We start from the raw sequence: 18,562 nt of genomic DNA on the forward strand, positions 1-18,562 counted from the left end.
TATGCGTCGGTCTTACCGCCGAACGCCCAGTTCGCGCAGCAGGCGGGGCTGGTTGTAGACGTTGCGCAGGGCCTCGGTGATGGCGGCGGTCGAGACCGTCACCGTGCGATTCAGTTCGCCGTCGTAGCCGAAGCTGCCGCCCAGCGAGTGGATGTTGCCGTCGAAGGCGGCGCCGATGACTTCACCCTTGGCGTTGATCACGGGTGAGCCCGAGTTGCCGCCGATGATGTCGTTGGTCGAGACGAAGTCATAGACCGTCGACTTGTTGACCTTGCCCTCGGCCGCCATCCAGTCCTCGGCGGCGTTGAAGGGCTCGGCGCCGGTGTTGCGCTCGTACAGGCCGCCGATCTCGGTGAAGGGCGTCACCGTCACGCCGCGATAGGTCCAGCCCTTCACCTGGCCATAGGACAGGCGCAGGCTGAAGGTGGCGTCGGGATACAGGTTGGTGCCGTAAACCGCGAACCGGGCCTGGGCGATCTTTTCGCCGGCGCGGCTGGTCGGGCCGGACACGGCCGATTCCCACTGGGTGCGGATCGCCTGGGCCGCATCGTCATTGGCCAGGACGAAGGCGATCAGCGGGTCGCCCGAGGCGGCCAGCTGTTCCGGCGTCATGGCCAGGGCCTGGGCGCGGAAGGCCGGGTCGGCCAGGCGGGTGCCGTCCACCAGACGTTCGGCGATCTGCTCCGGGCTTTCCTTGCCCAGCAGGGCCTTCACGTCGGTATTGTCGACGGTCAGATATTCGCGGGTCTTCGACAGCCAGAAGTCCAGATAGATCTTCTCCAGATCGTTCGAGATCGGCGTCTCCGTCGCCAGGCGGCGGCCCAGCGAGGCGATGTCGGCGTCCGAATAGCCGGCGCGGCGTTCGGCGACCGGCTTGGCGCGCTCCTTGGCCGCGCGGACGATGGACTTGGCGTAGCTGTACAGCGACGAGCGTTGGCCGGCGGCGGCTTCCAGCTGGCGGTAGGGCAGGTAGAGGTCGCGCTGGGCGGCGGCGACGCGCTCCAGTTCGGCCCACGGGTCGCCGATGCGCTGGGCCAGGGCCGGGTCGGCGGCGACGCGCTGGCGCAGTTCCTGTTCGGCCGTCCGCTTCGTCGCCATGAAGGCCGGGTCGGTCAGGGCGCCCTGTTGGCCGTAATAGACCTTGAAGCCATTCTCCAGGCCGAAGATCGGATCGACCGAGACGCGCTTGGCCTCTTCACCCGTCGTCGAATATTCCAGCAGGCGACCGCGCAGTTCCGAGGTCTGGATCAGGGTCAGCGGCAGTTGCTGGTCCCGCAGGGCTTCCAACTGGGCCATGGTCAGCAGGCGCGAGGTCGAGCCGGGGTTGCCGGCGACGAAGGTGACGTCGCCTTCCTTGGGCGCATTGGGGTTCCAGGCCAGGTGGTTCGGCGTGGCGACCGGCTTGCCGTCCTCGTAGATGCGCAGGAAACCGGCATCCAGGGCGTAGCGCGGGAAGTTGAAATTGTCCGGGTCGCCGCCGAAGAAGGCCGCCTGGAACTCCGGCGCGAAGACCAGGCGCACGTCGTCATACTTGCGGAACTTGTACAGCTTGTACTGGCCGCCGCGGTACAGGCTGATGACCTGGCAGGTCAGCTTCTGGTCGTCGCCGCAGACCTCCTTCTGGATCTTGTCGATCTCGGCGGCCCGGGCCTGGACGAAGGCGGCGCCCTCAAGCCCGGCGCCGGCGCCGACGACCCGGTCGGTCACATCGGTGATGTCGGTCAGGATCTCGGCCGTCTGGCCGGGGCATTTCTTCTCTTCCTCGCGGGTGGCGGGCATCCAGCCGTTCTTGACGTAGTCGTTCTCGGCGCTGGACAGGTCCTGGACGCAGCCCACGACACAGTGGTGATTGGTCAGGATCAGGCCTTCGCCCGAGACCAGCGAGGCCGAGCAACCCTGCAGGCGGACGGCGGCGTTGCGCACGCGGTCCAGCCAGGCCTGGTCGATGTTGGTGCCGTACTTCTCGTTCACCGTGGCGATGGGGAAGTTGTCGAAGGTCCACATGCCCTCGTCGGCGCGGGCCGAGGTCGCGGGGGCGGACAGGACGACGGTCGCGGCGCCGAGGGCGGCCAGCGAGGCGGTGAGACGAAGGGACGGCAGGGACATGCGGGGTTTCCTACAGAGGGCGGAGCGAGGATGATCCGCCTGTTAACTTGTAACTAGCGCCGTTTCGGCGACGCCGCCAAGAGGCGAGACAGCCTTTGCCCTACGGCCCGTGGTCGCACGGGTCAAAAGCAAGCCTTACCCCGATTTAACTTGGCCGTGATGCCGCGCTCGCTCAGATAGACGGACGTATCGGGGATTTATCGACAACCATGTCGCTTGCGCTATCAACCTTGCTCTACGAGTGGCGTCGCTACATGGCGGCCGTCGTGGCGCTCGCCTTCTCGGGATTGCTCGTCCTGGCCCAGGTCGGCATGTTCATGGGCATCGGCAAGGCCTTCACGGCCCAGATCGATCGGGCCCGCGCCGACATCATGATTCTGAGCCCGGGCGCGACCGCCCTGTTCAACGGCGGCCCCTCAGGCGTGCCGCGGCGAATCATGCCGGTGGTCTACCAGCATCCGGAAGTCCTGGCCGTGGCCGATCTGGACGGTTCCGGCGGTCGTTGGCAGAACATCGTCAAGGATAAGGAGCCCGGCGGCGACCCGGCCGCGCCCGGCGCCAAGAAGATGGAGTTCGTCAACGTCACCACCATCGACGCCGTGCCTGGCGCGGTGACGGTGCCGGTCGACTATTCCGACGACCTGGTCGAGGCTTTGCGTCAGCCCTATGCGGTGGCGGTGGACCAGACGGCTTTGGGGCGATTGGGCGTCAAACTGGGGGATCAGGCCAGCTACAACGGCAAGACTGTCCGGGTCGCGGCTGTGACCCAGGGCTATCCCAACATGATGCAGGCGACGGTCGTCATGTCGCGCGACACCCTGCGGATGCTGGGCGAGGCCAACACCGGCGAACGGGTCGGACCGCTGATGGTGCAGATCAAGGATCCGGCGCGCGCGCCCATCGTGGTCGCCCAGCTGAACTCTATCTCGAACGGTCAGTTCAAGGCCTGGACGCGTCAGGATCTGGCCAAGGCCAATGAAGGGGCGATGATGAAGGAGAGCTTCATCGCCATCATGCTGGGCTTTTCGCTGTTCCTAGGCGTGCTGATCGGGGTGGCGATCACCTGGCAGACGCTGCGCGGCGCCATCATGGCCAATATCAAGGAGTTCGCCTCGCTGCGCGCCCTGGGCGTCGCCATGGGGTCGCTGCGCTGGATCGTGCTGGAGCTCAGCTTCTGGGTCGGGATCGCCGGGGTGCTGGCGGCCTTCGTCCTGACCTGGGGGGTCAGCCTGCTGGCGGCCGGTTCGGGCCTGACCATGTCCTTCCCGCCCATGATGGTGATGATGGTGTCGCTGATGCTGATCGTCATCGCCCTGCTGTCCGGTCTGTTGTCGCTGGGCGTCCTCAAGAACAGCCAGCCGGCGGACCTGCTGCGATGAATACTCATACGAAAGTGCACGGCAAACACGGCGACTTCGCCATCGAAGCCAAGGGCCTGGTCAAACGGTTCAAGACGGGCCGCAGCTGGGTCGAAGTCCTGAAGGGCGTCGATTTCGATGCGCGGCACGGCGACCTGACCATGGTCATGGGCCCCTCCGGTTCCGGCAAGTCCACCCTGATCGCCAACCTCTCGGGCCTGCTGAAGCCCGAGGAGGGCCGGGTGGACATACTGGACGTCGACGACCTGTGGACCTACGGCTCGGGTCGGATCGACAAGTTCCGCCTGGACCACTGCGGCTTCATCTTCCAGGGGTTCAACCTGTTCCCGTCCCTGACCGCCCTGCAGCAGGTCATGACGGTGCTGAAGTATCAGGGGCTGTCGTCGGCGGACGCGAAGAAGCGCGCCACCACGGCGCTGGAAGAAGTGGGCCTGGGTCATCGTCTGCACCAGAGGCCCAACGCCCTGTCCGGCGGCGAGAAGCAACGCGTCGCGATCGCCCGCGCCCTGGCCAAGGACCCGCAGATCCTGTTCGCCGACGAACCGACTTCGGCGCTCGACGGCGAAAACGGCCAGGTGGTCATCCGCCTGCTGCGCCGGGCCGCAACCGAACACGGCGCCGCCGTGATCTGCGTGACCCACGACCCGCGCCTGGAAGCCTGGGCCGACCGGGTCATTCACATCGAGGACGGCCGGATCCTGGACGATCAGCGCCGCACTCCTGATCCCGACGCCCAGCTGGCGTCCCACTAAGACCCTTTTCCAACGGACTGAACCGTCATGCCCGCCTTCCTCAAAAACAAATGGCTCTGGATCGGCCTGGTCCTGATCATCGTCCTGGTCGTCGGCTTCATGGCCTTCAGCAAGGCCGGGGCGGCCAAGAAGGCCCAGGTCGAGAAAGAATCCGCCCAGAAGATCGACAGCCCCTACGCCGCCATCGCCAACGGCAAGGCCGACGTCGAGGGCGGGGTGATCAAGGTCGCCGCGCGTCGCGGCGGCGTGGTGCGTGAAGTCTTCGTCAACGAGGGCGACCGGGTCGTCACCGGCCAGATCCTGGCGCGGCAGGAGGACGACGAGACCCGTCTGGCGGCGCAGAGCGCGGCTGCGGCTGTGTCGGAGACCCGCGCGCAGCTGGGGCTGACGCGCGTCGAACTGACGGCCGCCCGGCGCGAGTACAACCGGCTGTCGCGGCTGGCCTCGACCAATTTCGTCGCCGCCCAGCGTCTGGATCAGGCCCGCGATCAGATCGCCCAGGCCGAAGCGCGTCTCGCGTCGCAGGAGGCCGCGATCCAGACGGCCCAGTCGCGTCTGGACGAGGCCCGCTATAACCAGGAACTGACGGTGATCCGCGCGCCGATGGACGGTCGGATCGCCCGCCGCTACGCCCAGCCCGGCGCCGGCGCCTCGACCCTGAACGTCACCGCCATGTTCGACCTTGAGCCGGACACCGACCGCATCGTGCGGGCCGAGATCGTCGAGGCGGACCTGCCCAATGTCACGGTCGGTCAGGAGGTCGAACTGACGCCCGAGGGGGATCCGACCAAGATTTCGGTCGGTCGGGTCCTGCGCCGCGCCGCAGTCTTCGGCGCCCGTCAGCTGCAGTCCGAGGATCCCTCGGCCAGGACCGACGAACGGGTGGTCGAAGTGGTGGTCTCGGCCGACAACACCCCCTTCCTGATCGGGCAGCGGGTGCTGGTGAAGTTCATGAAGCCGGGCCAGAAGGCGGGCGTCGCCCGCCCGGCCAGCGCCGGAGTGGGGCCCAACCAGGCCATGCGTTCGGCCGGCCAGTCGTAAGCCGGCGGGTCAGCGGCCGGTGAAGCCTCCCGGCCGCTTCTCCAGCACCGCGTTCACGCCTTCCAGATGGTCCTCGGTCATGTGGGCCAGGGCCTGCATGGCGGCCGACAGCTCCAGGATCTGTTCGAAGGTCTGGTCGCGGCCCTGGCGCATCAGGGTCTTGGCCATGCGCAGGGCCTGGGGCGGCTGGGCGGCGATCTGGCCGGCGGTGATCAGGGCTTCGTCCATCAGCCGGTCGTGCGGCACGACCCGATTGACCAGGCCCCAGCGCTCGGCCGTCTCGGCGTCGATGCTGCGGCCGGTGAACAGCATTTCGGCGGCCCGCGCATAGCCGACGTCGCGCGGCAGCCGCCAGGCCCCGCCGTCGCCGGGAATGATGCCCAGCTTCAGGAAGGGCACGCCGAAGCTGGCGCGTTCGGACGCGATGCGGATGTCGGCGGTGGCGGCGATGCCGCAGCCCAGGCCCATGGCCGGACCGTTGACGGCCGAGACCAGCGGGATCTCCAGATCATAGAGACTGCGGACGATCCGATGGACGACGCGGCGATAGCGGGCGCGGATCTCGGCGCCTGAGCCTTCGAACAGGTCGCGCCGGTCTCGCATGGCGGTCAGGTCGCCGCCGGCCGAGAAGGCGCGCCCGGCGCCCGTCAGGACCACGCATTTGACCGTCATGTCGGCGTTGGCGCGGGCGCAGGCGTCGGCGAATTCGTCGCCGTCGGTCAGGTCGGGCAGGGCGTTCAGCCGGGTCTCGCGGTCCAGCGTCCAGATCAGGATCGCGCCCTGTCTGGTTTCGGCGATCAGGCCCATCGGTCGTCTCCTCGTTCCGCCTCCGTCATCGGACGCCGACGCCGCGTCACGCAAGCCCGGAATTGCAAAAGCCCCGGCGCGGACCGGGGCTGCTGCACGTCAGGCTTTCGAGGCCGTCAGCGTTTCTTGGGCGTATAGGGTACGAAGTTGGACGGATGGCTGACCGCCCGTCCCGAGTTCGACGGCATGTGCCGACTGTTGACCAGCATCCCGCCCCACAGGGCGAAGGACATCATGGCGTGTTGGAGGTTACGCTCCTTATCGTTCATTTTGGCGTCTCCTTTCGCAGAACGATGAAAAGAGACGCGTCGTACCTATGGAATCTCACCATCAGTCGTTTCGCGTCAGAGCCCAAGATAGGCAGTTTCGCGGAAATTGCAAATTTATCGATCAGCAAGCGGAGTATATTTCTTGATGGTGTCACATTGAGCGACGTCCCGCGCCCGGCCGGGCCGCCGAAATCGATCGCCACGCCCTGTGTCATGGTATGCGCCGTCGATGGCGAAAGCGGCCTGTGTCTGGGGTGTTTCCGGACCTTGGGCGAGATCGCCGGCTGGCGCGCGCTCAGCGACGCGGAAAGGGCGGCGGTGATGGCGGATCTGCCGTCCCGGCGGTCTCGGGTGGACCCGGCCAAGCTGGGCTAGGACGGGTCGGGGCTTAAGCTTTCGTCAGCCAAGTCGGTTCACCGCATTCCAACCTGGGTCGGATAGGCAGGGTGCATGATCCGCATCGACCTTCAGTCCGCCGCCGTGCTGAGCGTCGCCCTCATGGCCTCGTTCGCGACAGCTTTCACGATCCGTCATCTGGACGGCGGAGAGACAGCCATGGCGGCTGCCGCCGATGTCGCTGTCGCGGCTTCCGCGTCCGGAACCCCGACCCAGGTGGTCAAGGGGCCGGACGGTCACTACTGGGCCCAGGCCAGGATCGATGGCCGTGCGGTCCAGGTTCTGGTGGATACGGGCGCCAGCGTGGTGGCCCTGACGCGCGCCGATGCACGTCGGCTGGGTGTCGATCCGGCGCCGGAAGCCTTCACCGGCAAGGTCCAGACCGCCTCGGGCGTGGTGCGGGCCGCGCCGGTCGAACTGAAGACGATCTCGGTCGCCGGGGTTCGGGTCGATAAGGTCGAGGCCCTGGTGGTCGAGGAAGGCCTGACCTATTCGCTGCTGGGCATGAGCTATCTGGGTCGGCTGTCCGCTTTCGAGGCGACGCCGGCGGGTCTGACGCTCAGGCCCTAGAGATCCCGCATCTGGCGCTTGGCTTCGCGGAAATACTGCCAGCCGGTCCACAGGGTGATGACGGCGGCGAACCAGATCAGGAAGACGGCGAAGGATTCGAACGCCGGCTGCCACGACAGGGGCGAACCGTCCGGCTCCTGCAGGCCGAAGGCGTTCCACAACAGGGTGAGCTGCAGCGCGGCCAGGGCGACCATCTGCACGGTGGTCTTCCACTTGGCGGCCAGGGTGACGGGCAGTTCGATCCGCCCGGCCATGGTCTCGCGCAGGGCCGAGACCGCGAACTCACGGAACAGGATCAGGCCGCAGGGCAGGGCGATGCCCGGCAGGGAGCCGGAGGCGAGCACGCCCAGGATAGCCCCCGTGATCAACACCTTGTCCGCGATCGGATCCAGGATGGCGCCCCACCGCGTGGTCGAGTTCCAGCGGCGCGCCAGGAAGCCATCGACCCAGTCGGTCGAGGCGGCGATGACGAAGATCCAGAAGGCCCAGATCCCGAACTTGGCCTGGGTGTCCGGCGACAGCCAGGCGTCCAGCGCCCCCGGCGCGGCCCCGGCCATCATGGCGAACATCACCACCCCGGCGAACAGGCGGATGCCGGTCAGGATGTTCGGGATCGGATTGGCGCGGTGCGGATAGGTGGTCATGGCAGGAATTCCAGCAGGGACGCGAGCAGGGGGTGAAGCGTCTCCGCGAACGGATTGGCGATGGTCACGCCTCGATAGACGAAGCCGTCCTGCATGTCTTCGGAAAGCAGAAGGCCGCAGCCCGCTTCGGCGGCGACGGTCAGGATCAGCGCGTCCCAGATCTGCAGATTGAAGAAGGCCGCGGCCTCCAGCGCGGCGTCCATGGTCGTGGCCGAGGCGGCCGTCAGCCCAACGCCCGCGCTCCAGTCCAGCACGATCTTCCTAGCGACCTTCGGCGGGTGTCCGCCCTTGCGTGTCAGGATGTTGTAGAACTCGCCGGCAACCTGGGTCGGGATGACGAGGTTCTGCCTGGCGAGGGTCTTCAGCACCCCTAACGCGCGTTGACGCTTGGGTTCGTCATCACCGATGCCGGCGGCGTAACCCAGGACGTTGGTGTCGAGCGCCAGTTTCAAGCGTAACCGTCTTCACGTGTGATGCGTCCGGGCGCGCGGGCGGGCAGGGCGGCCAAATCGTCCACAAGGGCGTGCAGCCGGGCGACGCGTTCATCGTCTGTCTGCTCGCCGGCGGTTGCAGGCGTAATCCGCACCAGCGGCTTGCCGTGCGCGGTGACGACATAGGACTCGCCAGACGCCACCTCGCGAAAGATGCGCGAGAACTCGCGATTGGCCTCAGTCGCGGTGATCGTCCGTTCCATGGTTCAAGAGTAGTGTTTTCCACTACTTCGTGCAAGTCACGCCAACGGTTCGAACCTCGGCTTGTTCGTCAGGGCGCGCAGGACGCCGTCGGCGATGCCGAAATGCAGGCCGGTCAGGGTCAGTTCGCCGGCCGCCTCGCGCTCGGCGATCCAGGGGAAGGTGCGCAGGTTCTCGATCGACAGGCGGACGACGGCCTCTTCGGCGGCGCCTTCGACCTGGTCTTCGGACACTTCCTCGGCGACGCGGCGGACGACGGCCGAGCCCTGGGCCACCCAGGGGGCGACGAAGTCAGCACAGATGTCGGGCGCGCCGTTCAGCATGGCGTTGACCCCGCCGCAGTGGGCGTGACCCATGACGACGATGCGCTTGACGTTCAGCACCTTGACCCCGAACTCCAGCGCCGCCGACACACCGTGCAGCAGGCCGTCGGGCTCATAGGGCGGCACCAGATTGGCGACGTTGCGGACCACGAACAGCTGGCCGGGCGCGGCGTCGAAGATTAGGGCCGGATCGGCGCGGCTGTCCGAACAGGCGACGATCAGGGTGTGCGGCTTCTGGCCCTGGGCCAGGGCTTCATACTCGGCACGGGCGGCGGGCCAATGCTCGCTGCGGAACCTGCGATAGCCGGCGGTCAGTTCGTCGTTGATGTCGCTCATGAGGCGCCTGTAGCGCTTTGAGCGGCGGCGATAAATCGTGTATACGTGTCTATACGAAGGAGCTCGCCATGGCCGTCACCAGTCGAACATTCCGAAGCGGCAATAGCGACGCCGTGCGCCTGCCCAAGGAAATCTCGTTCGGACCCGGCGTCGAGGTCGAGATCGAGCGCAAGGGCGATGTTGTGACCCTGACACCTAAGCGACCGTCAGTGAAGGAAATGCTGGCCAAGCTGGATGCGCTGCCAAAGCCTTCCAGCATTGGAAAGCGGCCGCCTTTCATCGCGCCGATCCGCAAGGGGCTTTGATCTTTGTTGATGCTGGACACCAGCGTCGCCATCCACCTGCGGGATGGCGATCCGATGATACGTGCGCGGATAGAGGAAGTCGGCGACACCCTGGCTTTCTCCGTCATCACAGTGGTCGAGCTGGAAGCCGGTTTTCTGGACGGGCAGGCGGAAATAAGGCGCGCTCGCCTGTCTGCGCTGCTTGAGACGATCGGTTACAGGGCTTTCGACAGTCGCGACGTCGCCGCATACGGACGGATCATAGCGCGCACTGGATATTCGCGACGCAAGGTGCTGGACCGGATGATCGCCGCCCAGGCCTTGGTTGACGAGGCGATCCTGGTGACCTGCAACGGCGACGACTTTCGCGATATTCCCGGCCTGACCCTGCTGGAGTGGTGAGGCGGTCTACGGCTGCCTGAAGAAGGCGTGGATGCGTTCGGCCAGGGGCTGGTTGATGCCGTCCACCTTGACCAGATCCGACACCGAGGCGCGGCCGACGCCCTTGGCCGAGCCGAAGGCGTGGAGGAGGGCCTTCTTGCGGCCGGGGCCGACGCCTTCGATCTCGTCCAGAGGGTTCTTCTTGATGTCCATCGAGCGGCGCTTGGCGTGGGCGCCGTTGGCGAAGCGGTGGGCCTCGTCGCGCAGCCGCTGGAGGTAGTAGAGGGCCGGGGACTTCAGCGGCAGCATGAAGGGCGGCTTGCCGGGCATGAAGAACTTCTCCATCCCCGCATCGCGGTCCGGCCCCTTGGCGACGCCGACGACGGCGATGTCGTCCAGGCCCAGGTCGGCCATGACGGCCAGCACCTCGGCCAGCTGGCCCGCGCCGCCGTCGATCAGCAGCAGGTCGGGACGGACGGCGTCCTCGCCCTCTTCCTCGTCCTTGACCAGGCGGGCGAAGCGGCGGCGCATCACCTCGCGCATCATGCCGTAGTCGTCGCCGGGCGTCAGATCCTCGCCCCGGATGTTGAACTTGCGATACTGCGACTTCTGGAAGCCGTCGGGACCGGCCACGACCATGCCGCCGACCGCGTTCGTGCCCTGGATATGGGCGTTGTCGTAGATCTCGATCCGCTCGGGCCGGGTCTCCAGGCCGAAGGCCTCGCAGACCTCGTCCAGGATCTTGCCCTGGGCCGAGCTTTCGGCCAGGCGGCGGCCCAGGGCCTCGCGGGCGTTGGTCAGGGCGTGGTCGACCAGGGCCAGTTTCTCGCCGCGCATGGGGCGGACGATCTCGATCCTGCGGTCGGCCTTCATCGAGAAGGCTTCCTCCAGCAGCTCCAGCTCGTGCGGGCGGACGTTGGACAGGATCAGGCGCGGGATCGGCTTGTCCTCATAGAACTGGCCCAGGAAGGCGGCCAGGATCTCCGGATCGGTGTCGGTCTTGTCCACGCGCGGGAAATAGGCGCGGCCGCCCCAGTTCTGGCCGGCGCGATAGAAGAAGACCTGGACGCAGGCCTGGCCGCCGTCGGAGTGCAGGGCGAAGACGTCGCCCTCGGCCACGCTGTCGGCGCTGACGGAGTTCTCCATTGAAATGGCGGACAGGGCGCGGATGCGGTCGCGGACGCGGGCGGCCTGTTCGAAGTCCATGGCGTCGGAGGCGGCCTGCATCTCCTGCGACAGGCGACCGATGACGGCGCGGGACTTGCCGCGCAGGAACTGTTCGGCCTCGGTGACCAGTTCGCCATAGTCCTCGAGCGAGATCAGGCCGGTGCAGGGGGCCGAGCAGCGCTTGATCTGGTGCAGCATGCAGGGCCGCGTCCGGGTCTCGTAGACGCTGTCGGAACAGGAGCGCAGCAGGAAGGCCTTCTGCAGGGTGTTCAGCGTCCGGTTGACCGCCCAGGTCGAGGCGAAGGGGCCGAAATAGTGGCCGGGGGTGGTGTGGGCGCCGCGATGCTTCTTCACCTGGGGCGCGCGGTGGTCGCTGCGGATCATCAGTTCAGCGAAGGACTTGTCGTCGCGCAGCAGGACGTTGAAGCGCGGCTTCAGCTTCTTGATGAAGTTGGATTCCAGCAGCAGGGCCTCGGTCTCGGACGCCGTGACGACCAGCTCCATCGACCGGGTCTGGGCCACCATCAGGCCGATGCGCTGGGTGTGGAACCGACCCTGGGCGTACTGGACGATCCGCTTCTTCAGCGACTTGGCCTTGCCGACATAGAGGCAGGACCCGTCCTCGCCATACATGCGATAGACGCCCGGCTTGTCGGGGGCCCGGCGCGCCTCGTCGGCAATCAGGGCGGCGGCCTTCAGGTTGGAATCGAGCGTCTCCTCGGTCATCCGGGGGGATATAGGCTCAAGACCTGCGAACCAGAAGGACGCCGGCGAGAACAAGCCCCACCCCGGCGATGCGGCCCAGGTTCAGCGGCTGGCGCGGCACGCCCAGGGCGCCGAAATGGTCGAGGATCAGGCTGAGCAGCAGCTGGCCGCCGACCATCAGGGTGATGGTCATGGCCACGCCCAGGCGCGGCACGCCCCAGGCGGCGGCGACCACGAAACAGGCGCCGTAGACCCCGCCCAGCCAGGCGTACCAGGGCAGGGCGCGGGCGGCGGCCATGTCGGGCCGGGTCTGCATCAGGGCGGCGACGATCCCCAGCACCGTCGTGCCGACGGCGAAGGAGATGAAGGCGGCGTTGACCGGCGAGGCGACGGCCGAGGCCAGCCGGGCGTTGGTCGGCGCCTGCAGGGCGGTGGCGCCCCCGGCCAGGACGACGACGAGGATGGCGATCAGCGACGGGTTCATGCGCCTTGGCTAGCATGCCCTCGGCCGTTTGTTAGCCCGAGATGAAGCGGGCGGCGCGTTCGCCCTCGGGGTCGCCGGCGACGCCGAAGCCGCGGTTGATGGTCATATGGCTGTCGTCGGGGGCGGCGACGACCTCGGCCCGGCCGCCGGCGCGGGTCAGGGCCTGAGCCAGATCGCGGCTCTGAGCCGCCGAATCCTGACGCCGCGCGACGTGGAAGATCAGGAAGGGCGGATAGGCGACGCCGGGGCGGACGCGCAATGTCGGCGACAGGGCGGCCGCCTGGTCGCCGAAGGCCTGGTCATAGGTCTGGCCCAGCCACTGGTCGATCCGGCCGTCGCCGCGCGGGGCGGTGGCGTCATAGCCCGCCCCGTCCAGCAGGATGACCCCCGCCAGATCCGACGGCTTCAGCCCGACCGCGCCCAGATAGTCGGGGTCGATCCCGACCAGGGCGGCCAGATGGGCGCCGGCCGAGTGGCCCAGCAGATAGATCGGGCGGCCGGGCAGGCGGCGTTTCAGGTCGGCGACGGCGGCGGCGACATCCATGGCGGACTCGCGGGCGCTGACGGCGGGGGCTAGGCGATAGCTGGTCGAGGCCAGGGTCAGGCCGTGACGTTGGGCGTAGGCGGGCAGTTCGCTGACCATCGCCCGCTCGCCGCGCGACCAGCCGCCGCCGTGGACGAACACCAGGATCGGTCCGGAGCCGTGGTCCGCATAGACGTCATAGGCCTGGAGCGGGTCGGGGCCGAAGGCCCAGGTGTGGACAGGGGCCGCCGCGCTGCCGCCGGTCTGGTCGCGTCGGCGCCCCGAGCGGCGCTGCGCCAGGGCCGGGCCGGCCAGGGTTGAGAGGGTCAGGCCCAGCAGGGCGGCGCGGCGGGAGACGGGCATGGGACATCCTTTCGGGATCCTCAGAATAACGCCGTGCGCCGTCCGGTCCGCCTCACCAATTTGTATCGATTTGTACGCCGTCGAACCATTCGGCCAGCCGCGCGCGACAGCCCCGGTTGACGTCGGCGGGCAGGGCGTCGGGCGCGAACCAGCCGACCTCGGCGATCTCGCCGTGGCTGGTGCGTTCGCCCTGGTCGAAGGCGTCGATGACGAAGACGGCGACATGATCGCCGGGAAAGAACCGCTCGTTGGCATGCAGCGAGACCAGGCGCGGCGCCGCCCGCGCGATCAGCCCGGTCTCCTCGCGCAGCTCGCGCACCACGGCCTCATGGGTGGTCTCGCCCCGGTCCACCCCGCCGCCCGGCAGCCACCAGCCCGCCAGATAGGTGTGCCGGACCATCGCCACCCGCCCGTCCGCATCCACCACCACGGCCCGCACGCCCAGCGTCTTGCCCCGCGACAGCCGCGACCAGGCGAAGAAGACGGGGCGGGTGAAGGGTTCGACGCGCTGACGCCAGTTCATCGATGTATCCGCCCCCGGCCGTGGTGTGTGGCGGGATGTTCGATCATCTTTGGGGGCGTGAGGGAAGGGGGGCTGCATTGCGCCATGAGCGGACCCTAGTTTGCGACCGGAAACGCGACATTGATTCTGACTGCCAGCACCGGAATGTTTGATGCGGGGCACCGTGTCGGCACCCAGCTTTTCCGCATACTGATGGGGCCAAGCGGCGCCATCGTCACCGTGTCTGCCCTCCTTATCGGGATGGCGGGCGATGCTCATGCCAGCGGCTCGGCCTCGCTCAACAGGCGAGTGACTTCGGCCATATTCTCCGTTCCCCAGTCGCAGAGCGGTACAAGGGCCTGCGCCAAGCTGCGACCAAGGGGGGTCAGCGCGTAGTCGACGCGCGGCGGGATCTCCTTGTAATCCGTACGAAGGACAACCCCGTCTTTCTCAAGTTCTTTCAGATGCTGAATGAGCATCTTGTCGCTGACGCCGCGAGCGGCGCGCCTCAACTCACTGTAGCGTTTGGGGCCGGGAAGCAGGAAGTAGACAAGCAAAGGCTTCCACTTGCCAGCGACGATGCGAAGTGCGGCGTCGAGACCGCAGGTTAAATCGAATTTGGACGCGCGAGACCTCATCAATCGACCTTACCAAAAGGTGCATACTAGTCAAAACGTTTAACGACACCTAGCTCCTTTGCGGCGGGCGCGTGACGCCCTGCGGTTCAAGGAACGACAATCATGCCCAAGACAATCCTCATCACCGGCGCCTCGAGCGGTCTTGGCCGTGCAACGGCCAAGCTTTTCCAGCGAGAAGGCTGGAATGTCGTAGCGACCATGCGCAACACTGCCGATGGTGCTGACCTCAGCGCGATGGAACGCCTGTTGGTGACACGGCTCGATGTCGAAGATGACATCTCTATCCGGTCCGCCATCGCTGCGGGGATCGTGGAGTTCGGCCAGCTTGATGTGGTTGTGAACAACGCAGGCTTCGGAGCATTCGGTCCGCTGGAGGCGGCATCGATCGAGACGCTTCGTCGTCAGTTCGAGGTGAATGTCTTCGGCGTGCTGCGAACGATGCAAGCCATTCTGCCCCACTTCCGGGAACGGCAGGCCGGGATCATCGTCAACGTCAGTTCGACCAGCGGGCGCATCACGCTTCCGTTCGGTACCCTCTATCATGCCTCGAAATATGCCGTCGAAGGCGCGACCGAGGCACTGCAATATGAACTCGCTCCACTCGGAATTACGGTGAAGCTGATCGAACCTGGCGCGATCAGAACCGATTTTGCCGGTCGATCGATGGTGTTCAGCAACGATCCCGAGCTCACGGACTACCAGCCGCTGATCGAGGCGGCGATGGGGACCTACGGCAAGATGATGGGCGAGGGGTCAGAACCCGAACAGATCGCCCAATCTATCCTGGAGGCGGCCACGGACGATACGGCGAGGCTGCGCTACGTGGCCGGCGCAGACGCCGCGACGATGCTGAAGGAACGCGCGGCGACAGACGACCCGTCGTTCTTTGCAAGCATCAGGGCGCAGTTCGGGCTGCAGGTCTGAGACCGACGCCGTCGTGCGTCTTTCACGCCGGATTGAACCCTCGGCGCCGCCCTTCGGCGCCGTTCATTAGAAGAAGAAACCGATGGTCCAAGACCTTAGTGATTTCTATCGGCGCTACGTCGCGGCGGCGAACGCACGCGACTTCGCGACAATCGCTAACCTCGTCCATGACGAGGTCACTGTGAACGGAGTGGCTTGCAAGCGAGAAGACGTCCTCAATTCACTGGCGGCATTTATTGAGATAATGCCGGACTTCACGTGGGAAATCGAAGACCTCATCGTTGCAGACGATCGGATAGCCGCAAGATTGCGCGACACCGGTACGCCCGCGACGGAGTGGTTGGGCGTACCGGCCACGGGCGCCGCGATAGAGATCATGGAATTTGCGAGCTACCGCGTCACTGAAAGCGGATTCATTGAAATGTGGTTCCTAATGGACAAAGCGTCTGCGGTGCAACAGCTTCAGAAGCCCCTCCTTGATGGGCTCAGTTAATCGCCTCACCGAGAGAAACGGTATTGGCTCAGCTCATTTTACTCGGGGAACTGGTCAGCCTTTTCGCCGCCTTGGCGGATAAGGCCTGCCTACCCAATTTGATCCTAGCCCTGACGCTCCAGAACGCTTTGGTGTCGGAGGTGCGTTGTTGACGGAATGACGGGTACCCCAAAGATGGAACTGGCTATCTGGTACCAACTGTTCGTCAGAGCCCAGTTCCACCCCCGGCAACCGCGTCGGCACCAAGCGGACCCTCTCAACGTCTCACAAGAGTCAACTTCCGCCCCCCAAACCCGCCCCCGCTTGAACCGCGCCCCGTCCCGCTCTAATCGAAGATCAGACACAGGAGCATCCCATGCTGGCTCTCGGCATCATCTTCGGCTTCGTCGCCGTCATTGCGGCGTTCAACGTCTTCGAGTTCGGTCGGGTTGACTGAAGTCCCGGCGGCGCCCGCCGCCGCCGCCGGCGTCGCCCTGGTCACGGGCGGGGCGCGGCGGATCGGACGGGAGATCTGCCTGACCCTGGCGCGGGCGGGCTTCGACGTGGCGATCCATCATCATGCGTCGGGCGAGGACGCCCGGACCCTGGCCGACGAGATCGCGGGCCTCGGGCGGCGCGCGTGTCTGTTGCAGGCGGACCTGACGGACGAGGCCAAGGTGCGGGCGCTGGCGCCAGCGGCGGTCGAGGCGCTGGGGCCTTTGACGGTGCTGGTCAACAACGCCTCTGTGTTCGAGGACGACCGGGTCGGCGGCCTGACGCGCGACAGCTGGGACCGGCATATCGAGACCAATCTGAGGGCGCCCCTGGTGCTGGCCGAGGCCTTCGCCGCCCAGGCTGTGGAAGGGGCGATCATCAATCTGCTGGACCAGAAGGTGCTGAAGCCGGATCCGCGCTTCTTCTCCTACAGCCTGTCGCGCAACGGCCTGTGGTGGGCGACCCGGACCCTGGCCCAGGCCCTGGCGCCGGGCATCCGGGTCAATGCCGTGGGGCCGGGGCCGACCCTGCCGTCGATCCACCAGACCCCCGAGGAATTCGCCGCCGAGGCGCGCGGCACCCTGTTGCAGACGCCCGGCAGCCCGCAGGCGGTGGCCGAGGCCGTGCTGTGGCTCATTGACGCGCGGATGGTCACGGGCCAGATGATCGCCGTCGACGGGGGCCAGCACCTGGCCTGGCGCACCCCCGACATCCAGGAGTAGCGCGTGGTCCAGTCCTCTCAGGTGACGCCGTTTCCGGCGGACGAGCCGCTGCGTTTCGAGCGGCTGAGCGTCTTCGTGCGCGGGCTGGAGGTCGAGGCCGGGATCGGGGTCTATGACCACGAGCAGGGGCGGCTGCAGCGGCTGGTGATCGATGTGACGCTGGAGCTGGAGCCGCGGCCGATCGAACGGCTGGGCGACACCATCAACTATGAGACCGTGGCCAATGCGGCGCGCGCCATCGCCGCCGAGGGCCATGTGGGCCTGGTCGAGACCTTCGCCGAACGGCTGGCGCGCGCCTGTCTGGAGGACCGGCGGGTGCGGCGGGCGACCGTGCGGATCGAGAAGCCAGGCGCCCTTCAGGCCGTGATTGCGCCGGGCTGCGAGATCGTTCTGGCGCGCTAGGGCGTCGGTGATCCCGCTCCCTGTCGTCCGGGTTTCAGACTATTCAGACGGTGTTTTTCGGAGACCGCACCCATGACCCAGCTCTGCGTCGTCGCCGCCGGCGGCACCGGCGGCCACATGTTCCCGGCCGAGGCCCTGGCGCGGGAACTGGCCGCGCGCGGCTGGCGCGTGGTGCTGGCGACCGATCATCGCGGCGAGCAGTACGCCCACGCCTTTCCGGCCGAAGAGCGGCTGGCCCTGGACGCGGCGACCGGCTCCGGCCCGCTGGGTCTGATCAAGGCGGGGGCTCAGATCTTTAAGGGTGTGATGCAGGCGCGCGCGGCCTTCGACCGGCTGGGCGCGGACGTGGTCGTCGGCTTCGGCGGCTATCCCTCGGCGCCGGCCCTGGTGGCGGCGGTGACGTCGCAGCGGCCGACCGTGATTCACGAACAGAACGCCGTCCTGGGCCGCACCAACCGCATCCTGGCCCCCTATGTCGGCGAAGTGGCCTCGTCCTTCCCGACGCTGGAGCGGGCGCCGGCCAAGGTGCAGGGGCGGTCGCACGTCGTCGGCTCGCCGGTGCGGAGCGAGATCCGCGCCCTGTTCGACCGCGTCTATGCCGCTCCGGTGGAGGGCGGCCCCATCCAGGTGCTGGTGACGGGCGGCAGCCAGGGGGCGCGCATCCTGTCGGAGACCACGCCCCGCGCCCTGGCCGCTCTGCCGGAGGCCTTGCGCCGTCGTCTGAAGGTGCAGCAGCAGTCGCGGCCCGAGACGCTGGAGACCGCCCGCCAGATCTATCTGGAGGCCGGGATCGAGGCCGAGGTCGCGCCCTTCTTCCGCGACATGGCCGAGCGTCTGTCCAAGGCGCATCTGGTCGTCGGCCGTTCGGGCGCCTCGACCTGCGCCGAACTGGCCGTCGCGGCCCTGCCGTCGGTGCTGATTCCGCTGAAGATCGCCATGGATGGCCACCAGCGCCTGAACGCCAAGGCCCTGGTCGACGCCGGGGCGGCGGAGATGGTGCTGGAGGATGATCTGACGGTTCAGGGCCTGACGGCGACGCTGGAGGGACTGCTGTCCGACCCGGCGCGTTTGGCGGCCATGTCGGCGGCGGCGCGTTCGGTCGCCATCCCCGATGCGGCGCAGCGCCTGGCCGATCTGGTGGAGAAGACGGCGAAGGGCTGAACCGCGTTCGCCAAGCTTTGCGGG

24 protein-coding genes are annotated in these 18,562 nt (G+C 67.1%); 12 read left to right on the forward strand and 12 right to left on the reverse strand.

All coding sequences use genetic code 11. From position 1 onward, the window contains the following. Nucleotides 1–12: 12 nt before the first annotated feature. Nucleotides 13–2,106 (reverse strand): S46 family peptidase, encoded by a 2,094-nt coding sequence (locus tag ACW18C_RS03870; protein ID WP_492072900.1) that lies wholly within the window; start codon nt 2,104–2,106, stop codon nt 13–15. Between the two features lie 209 nt (nt 2,107–2,315). Between ACW18C_RS03870 and ACW18C_RS03875 the strand changes: the two genes are divergently transcribed. From ACW18C_RS03875 to ACW18C_RS03885, 3 genes are read left to right on the forward strand one after another with little or no spacing between them, the layout of a single operon-like run. Next, nucleotides 2,316–3,485, forward strand: a complete 1,170-nt coding sequence (locus tag ACW18C_RS03875) for an ABC transporter permease (RefSeq protein ID WP_035309573.1) — start codon at nt 2,316–2,318, stop codon at nt 3,483–3,485. After that, on the forward strand, nt 3,482–4,237 hold the full coding sequence (locus tag ACW18C_RS03880; RefSeq protein WP_035309575.1) for an ABC transporter ATP-binding protein: 756 nt from the start codon (nt 3,482–3,484) through the stop codon (nt 4,235–4,237). Before ACW18C_RS03875 ends, ACW18C_RS03880 begins: the two co-directional genes overlap by 4 nt. A gap of 27 nt (nt 4,238–4,264) precedes the next feature. Then, complete coding sequence (locus ACW18C_RS03885) at nt 4,265–5,278, forward strand: HlyD family secretion protein (RefSeq protein ID WP_426026650.1); 1,014 nt, start codon at nt 4,265–4,267, stop codon at nt 5,276–5,278. Between the two features lie 9 nt (nt 5,279–5,287). Here the strand turns inward: ACW18C_RS03885 and ACW18C_RS03890 are convergent, their stop codons facing one another. Together ACW18C_RS03890 and ACW18C_RS03895 are read right to left on the reverse strand one after the other, a co-directional pair. Beyond that, nucleotides 5,288–6,085: a crotonase/enoyl-CoA hydratase family protein gene (locus ACW18C_RS03890; RefSeq protein ID WP_492072903.1), complete on the reverse strand. Its 798-nt coding sequence runs from the start codon at nt 6,083–6,085 to the stop codon at nt 5,288–5,290. Between the two features lie 116 nt (nt 6,086–6,201). Then, entirely contained in the window at nt 6,202–6,354 is a 153-nt protein-coding gene (locus ACW18C_RS03895; RefSeq protein WP_492072905.1) for a hypothetical protein, read from the reverse strand. A gap of 156 nt (nt 6,355–6,510) precedes the next feature. Between ACW18C_RS03895 and ACW18C_RS03900 the strand changes: the two genes are divergently transcribed. Together ACW18C_RS03900 and ACW18C_RS03905 are read left to right on the forward strand one after the other, a co-directional pair. Then, the gene (locus ACW18C_RS03900) at nt 6,511–6,729 is read left to right on the forward strand and encodes a DUF1289 domain-containing protein (RefSeq protein WP_492072907.1); all 219 of its coding nucleotides are present in this window, start codon (nt 6,511–6,513) and stop codon (nt 6,727–6,729) included. Between the two features lie 75 nt (nt 6,730–6,804). Further along, nucleotides 6,805–7,320 (forward strand): retropepsin-like aspartic protease family protein, encoded by a 516-nt coding sequence (locus tag ACW18C_RS03905; protein WP_492072908.1) that lies wholly within the window; start codon nt 6,805–6,807, stop codon nt 7,318–7,320. Here ACW18C_RS03905 and pgsA read toward each other — a convergent pair. The 4 genes from pgsA to ACW18C_RS03925 are packed head-to-tail and all read right to left on the reverse strand — an operon-like array spanning nt 7,317 to nt 9,315. After that, nucleotides 7,317–7,964, reverse strand: coding sequence for a CDP-diacylglycerol--glycerol-3-phosphate 3-phosphatidyltransferase (gene pgsA, locus ACW18C_RS03910; protein WP_008262640.1), 648 nt, complete (start codon nt 7,962–7,964; stop codon nt 7,317–7,319). The two genes, ACW18C_RS03905 and pgsA, sit on opposite strands and share 4 nt — an antisense overlap. Then, nucleotides 7,961–8,416, reverse strand: a complete 456-nt coding sequence (locus tag ACW18C_RS03915; protein ID WP_492072909.1) for a PIN domain-containing protein — start codon at nt 8,414–8,416, stop codon at nt 7,961–7,963. The genes pgsA and ACW18C_RS03915 overlap by 4 nt, the downstream gene beginning before the upstream one ends. Further along, nucleotides 8,413–8,658 (reverse strand): type II toxin-antitoxin system Phd/YefM family antitoxin, encoded by a 246-nt coding sequence (locus ACW18C_RS03920; protein ID WP_372705215.1) that lies wholly within the window; start codon nt 8,656–8,658, stop codon nt 8,413–8,415. Before ACW18C_RS03920 ends, ACW18C_RS03915 begins: the two co-directional genes overlap by 4 nt. Before the next feature lie 36 nt (nt 8,659–8,694). Next, nucleotides 8,695–9,315, reverse strand: coding sequence for a carbonic anhydrase (locus tag ACW18C_RS03925; protein WP_492072910.1), 621 nt, complete (start codon nt 9,313–9,315; stop codon nt 8,695–8,697). Between the two features lie 68 nt (nt 9,316–9,383). Between ACW18C_RS03925 and ACW18C_RS03930 the strand changes: the two genes are divergently transcribed. Both ACW18C_RS03930 and ACW18C_RS03935 read left to right on the forward strand, forming a co-directional pair. Continuing rightward, entirely contained in the window at nt 9,384–9,620 is a 237-nt protein-coding gene (locus ACW18C_RS03930) for an antitoxin (RefSeq protein ID WP_428156326.1), read from the forward strand. 9 nt (nt 9,621–9,629) lie between these two features. Further along, nucleotides 9,630–10,001 carry a PIN domain-containing protein gene (locus tag ACW18C_RS03935; RefSeq protein WP_492072911.1) on the forward strand — a complete coding sequence of 124 codons (372 nt, stop codon included), beginning with the start codon at nt 9,630–9,632 and terminating at the stop codon, nt 9,999–10,001. A gap of 6 nt (nt 10,002–10,007) precedes the next feature. Here ACW18C_RS03935 and uvrC read toward each other — a convergent pair whose 3' ends face one another. The 5 genes from uvrC to ACW18C_RS03960 form a co-directional block, all read right to left on the reverse strand. Beyond that, on the reverse strand, nt 10,008–11,873 hold the full coding sequence (uvrC, locus tag ACW18C_RS03940) for an excinuclease ABC subunit UvrC (RefSeq protein ID WP_492072913.1): 1,866 nt from the start codon (nt 11,871–11,873) through the stop codon (nt 10,008–10,010). 16 nt (nt 11,874–11,889) lie between these two features. Then, nucleotides 11,890–12,336, reverse strand: a complete 447-nt coding sequence (locus ACW18C_RS03945; RefSeq protein ID WP_372706011.1) for a DMT family transporter — start codon at nt 12,334–12,336, stop codon at nt 11,890–11,892. Between the two features lie 31 nt (nt 12,337–12,367). After that, entirely contained in the window at nt 12,368–13,222 is an 855-nt protein-coding gene (locus ACW18C_RS03950; protein WP_492072915.1) for an alpha/beta hydrolase, read from the reverse strand. Nucleotides 13,223–13,274: 52 nt separating this feature from the next. Then, nucleotides 13,275–13,745 carry an NUDIX domain-containing protein gene (locus ACW18C_RS03955; RefSeq protein ID WP_492072916.1) on the reverse strand — a complete coding sequence of 157 codons (471 nt, stop codon included), beginning with the start codon at nt 13,743–13,745 and terminating at the stop codon, nt 13,275–13,277. Nucleotides 13,746–13,999: 254 nt separating this feature from the next. Then, nucleotides 14,000–14,362, reverse strand: a complete 363-nt coding sequence (locus ACW18C_RS03960) for a winged helix-turn-helix transcriptional regulator (RefSeq protein WP_492042514.1) — start codon at nt 14,360–14,362, stop codon at nt 14,000–14,002. Between the two features lie 102 nt (nt 14,363–14,464). On the opposite strand from ACW18C_RS03960, the gene ACW18C_RS03965 reads away from it, so the two are divergent. The 5 genes from ACW18C_RS03965 (at nt 14,465) to murG (ending at nt 18,538) form a co-directional block, all read left to right on the forward strand. Then, nucleotides 14,465–15,286 (forward strand): SDR family oxidoreductase, encoded by an 822-nt coding sequence (locus ACW18C_RS03965; protein ID WP_492042515.1) that lies wholly within the window; start codon nt 14,465–14,467, stop codon nt 15,284–15,286. Between the two features lie 82 nt (nt 15,287–15,368). Further along, nucleotides 15,369–15,779, forward strand: a complete 411-nt coding sequence (locus tag ACW18C_RS03970) for an ester cyclase (RefSeq protein ID WP_492042516.1) — start codon at nt 15,369–15,371, stop codon at nt 15,777–15,779. 428 nt (nt 15,780–16,207) lie between these two features. Next, the gene (locus tag ACW18C_RS03975; RefSeq protein ID WP_492072917.1) at nt 16,208–16,975 is read left to right on the forward strand and encodes an SDR family oxidoreductase; all 768 of its coding nucleotides are present in this window, start codon (nt 16,208–16,210) and stop codon (nt 16,973–16,975) included. Between the two features lie 3 nt (nt 16,976–16,978). Continuing rightward, a complete protein-coding gene (folB, locus tag ACW18C_RS03980; protein WP_008259843.1) occupies nt 16,979–17,377 on the forward strand; it encodes a dihydroneopterin aldolase in 399 nt (132 codons plus the stop codon). 72 nt (nt 17,378–17,449) lie between these two features. Continuing rightward, nucleotides 17,450–18,538, forward strand: coding sequence for an undecaprenyldiphospho-muramoylpentapeptide beta-N-acetylglucosaminyltransferase (gene murG, locus ACW18C_RS03985; protein WP_492072918.1), 1,089 nt, complete (start codon nt 17,450–17,452; stop codon nt 18,536–18,538). Nucleotides 18,539–18,562 lie beyond the last annotated feature (24 nt).

The sequence above is a fragment of the Brevundimonas sp. FV1ye7S genome (assembly GCF_058680995.1).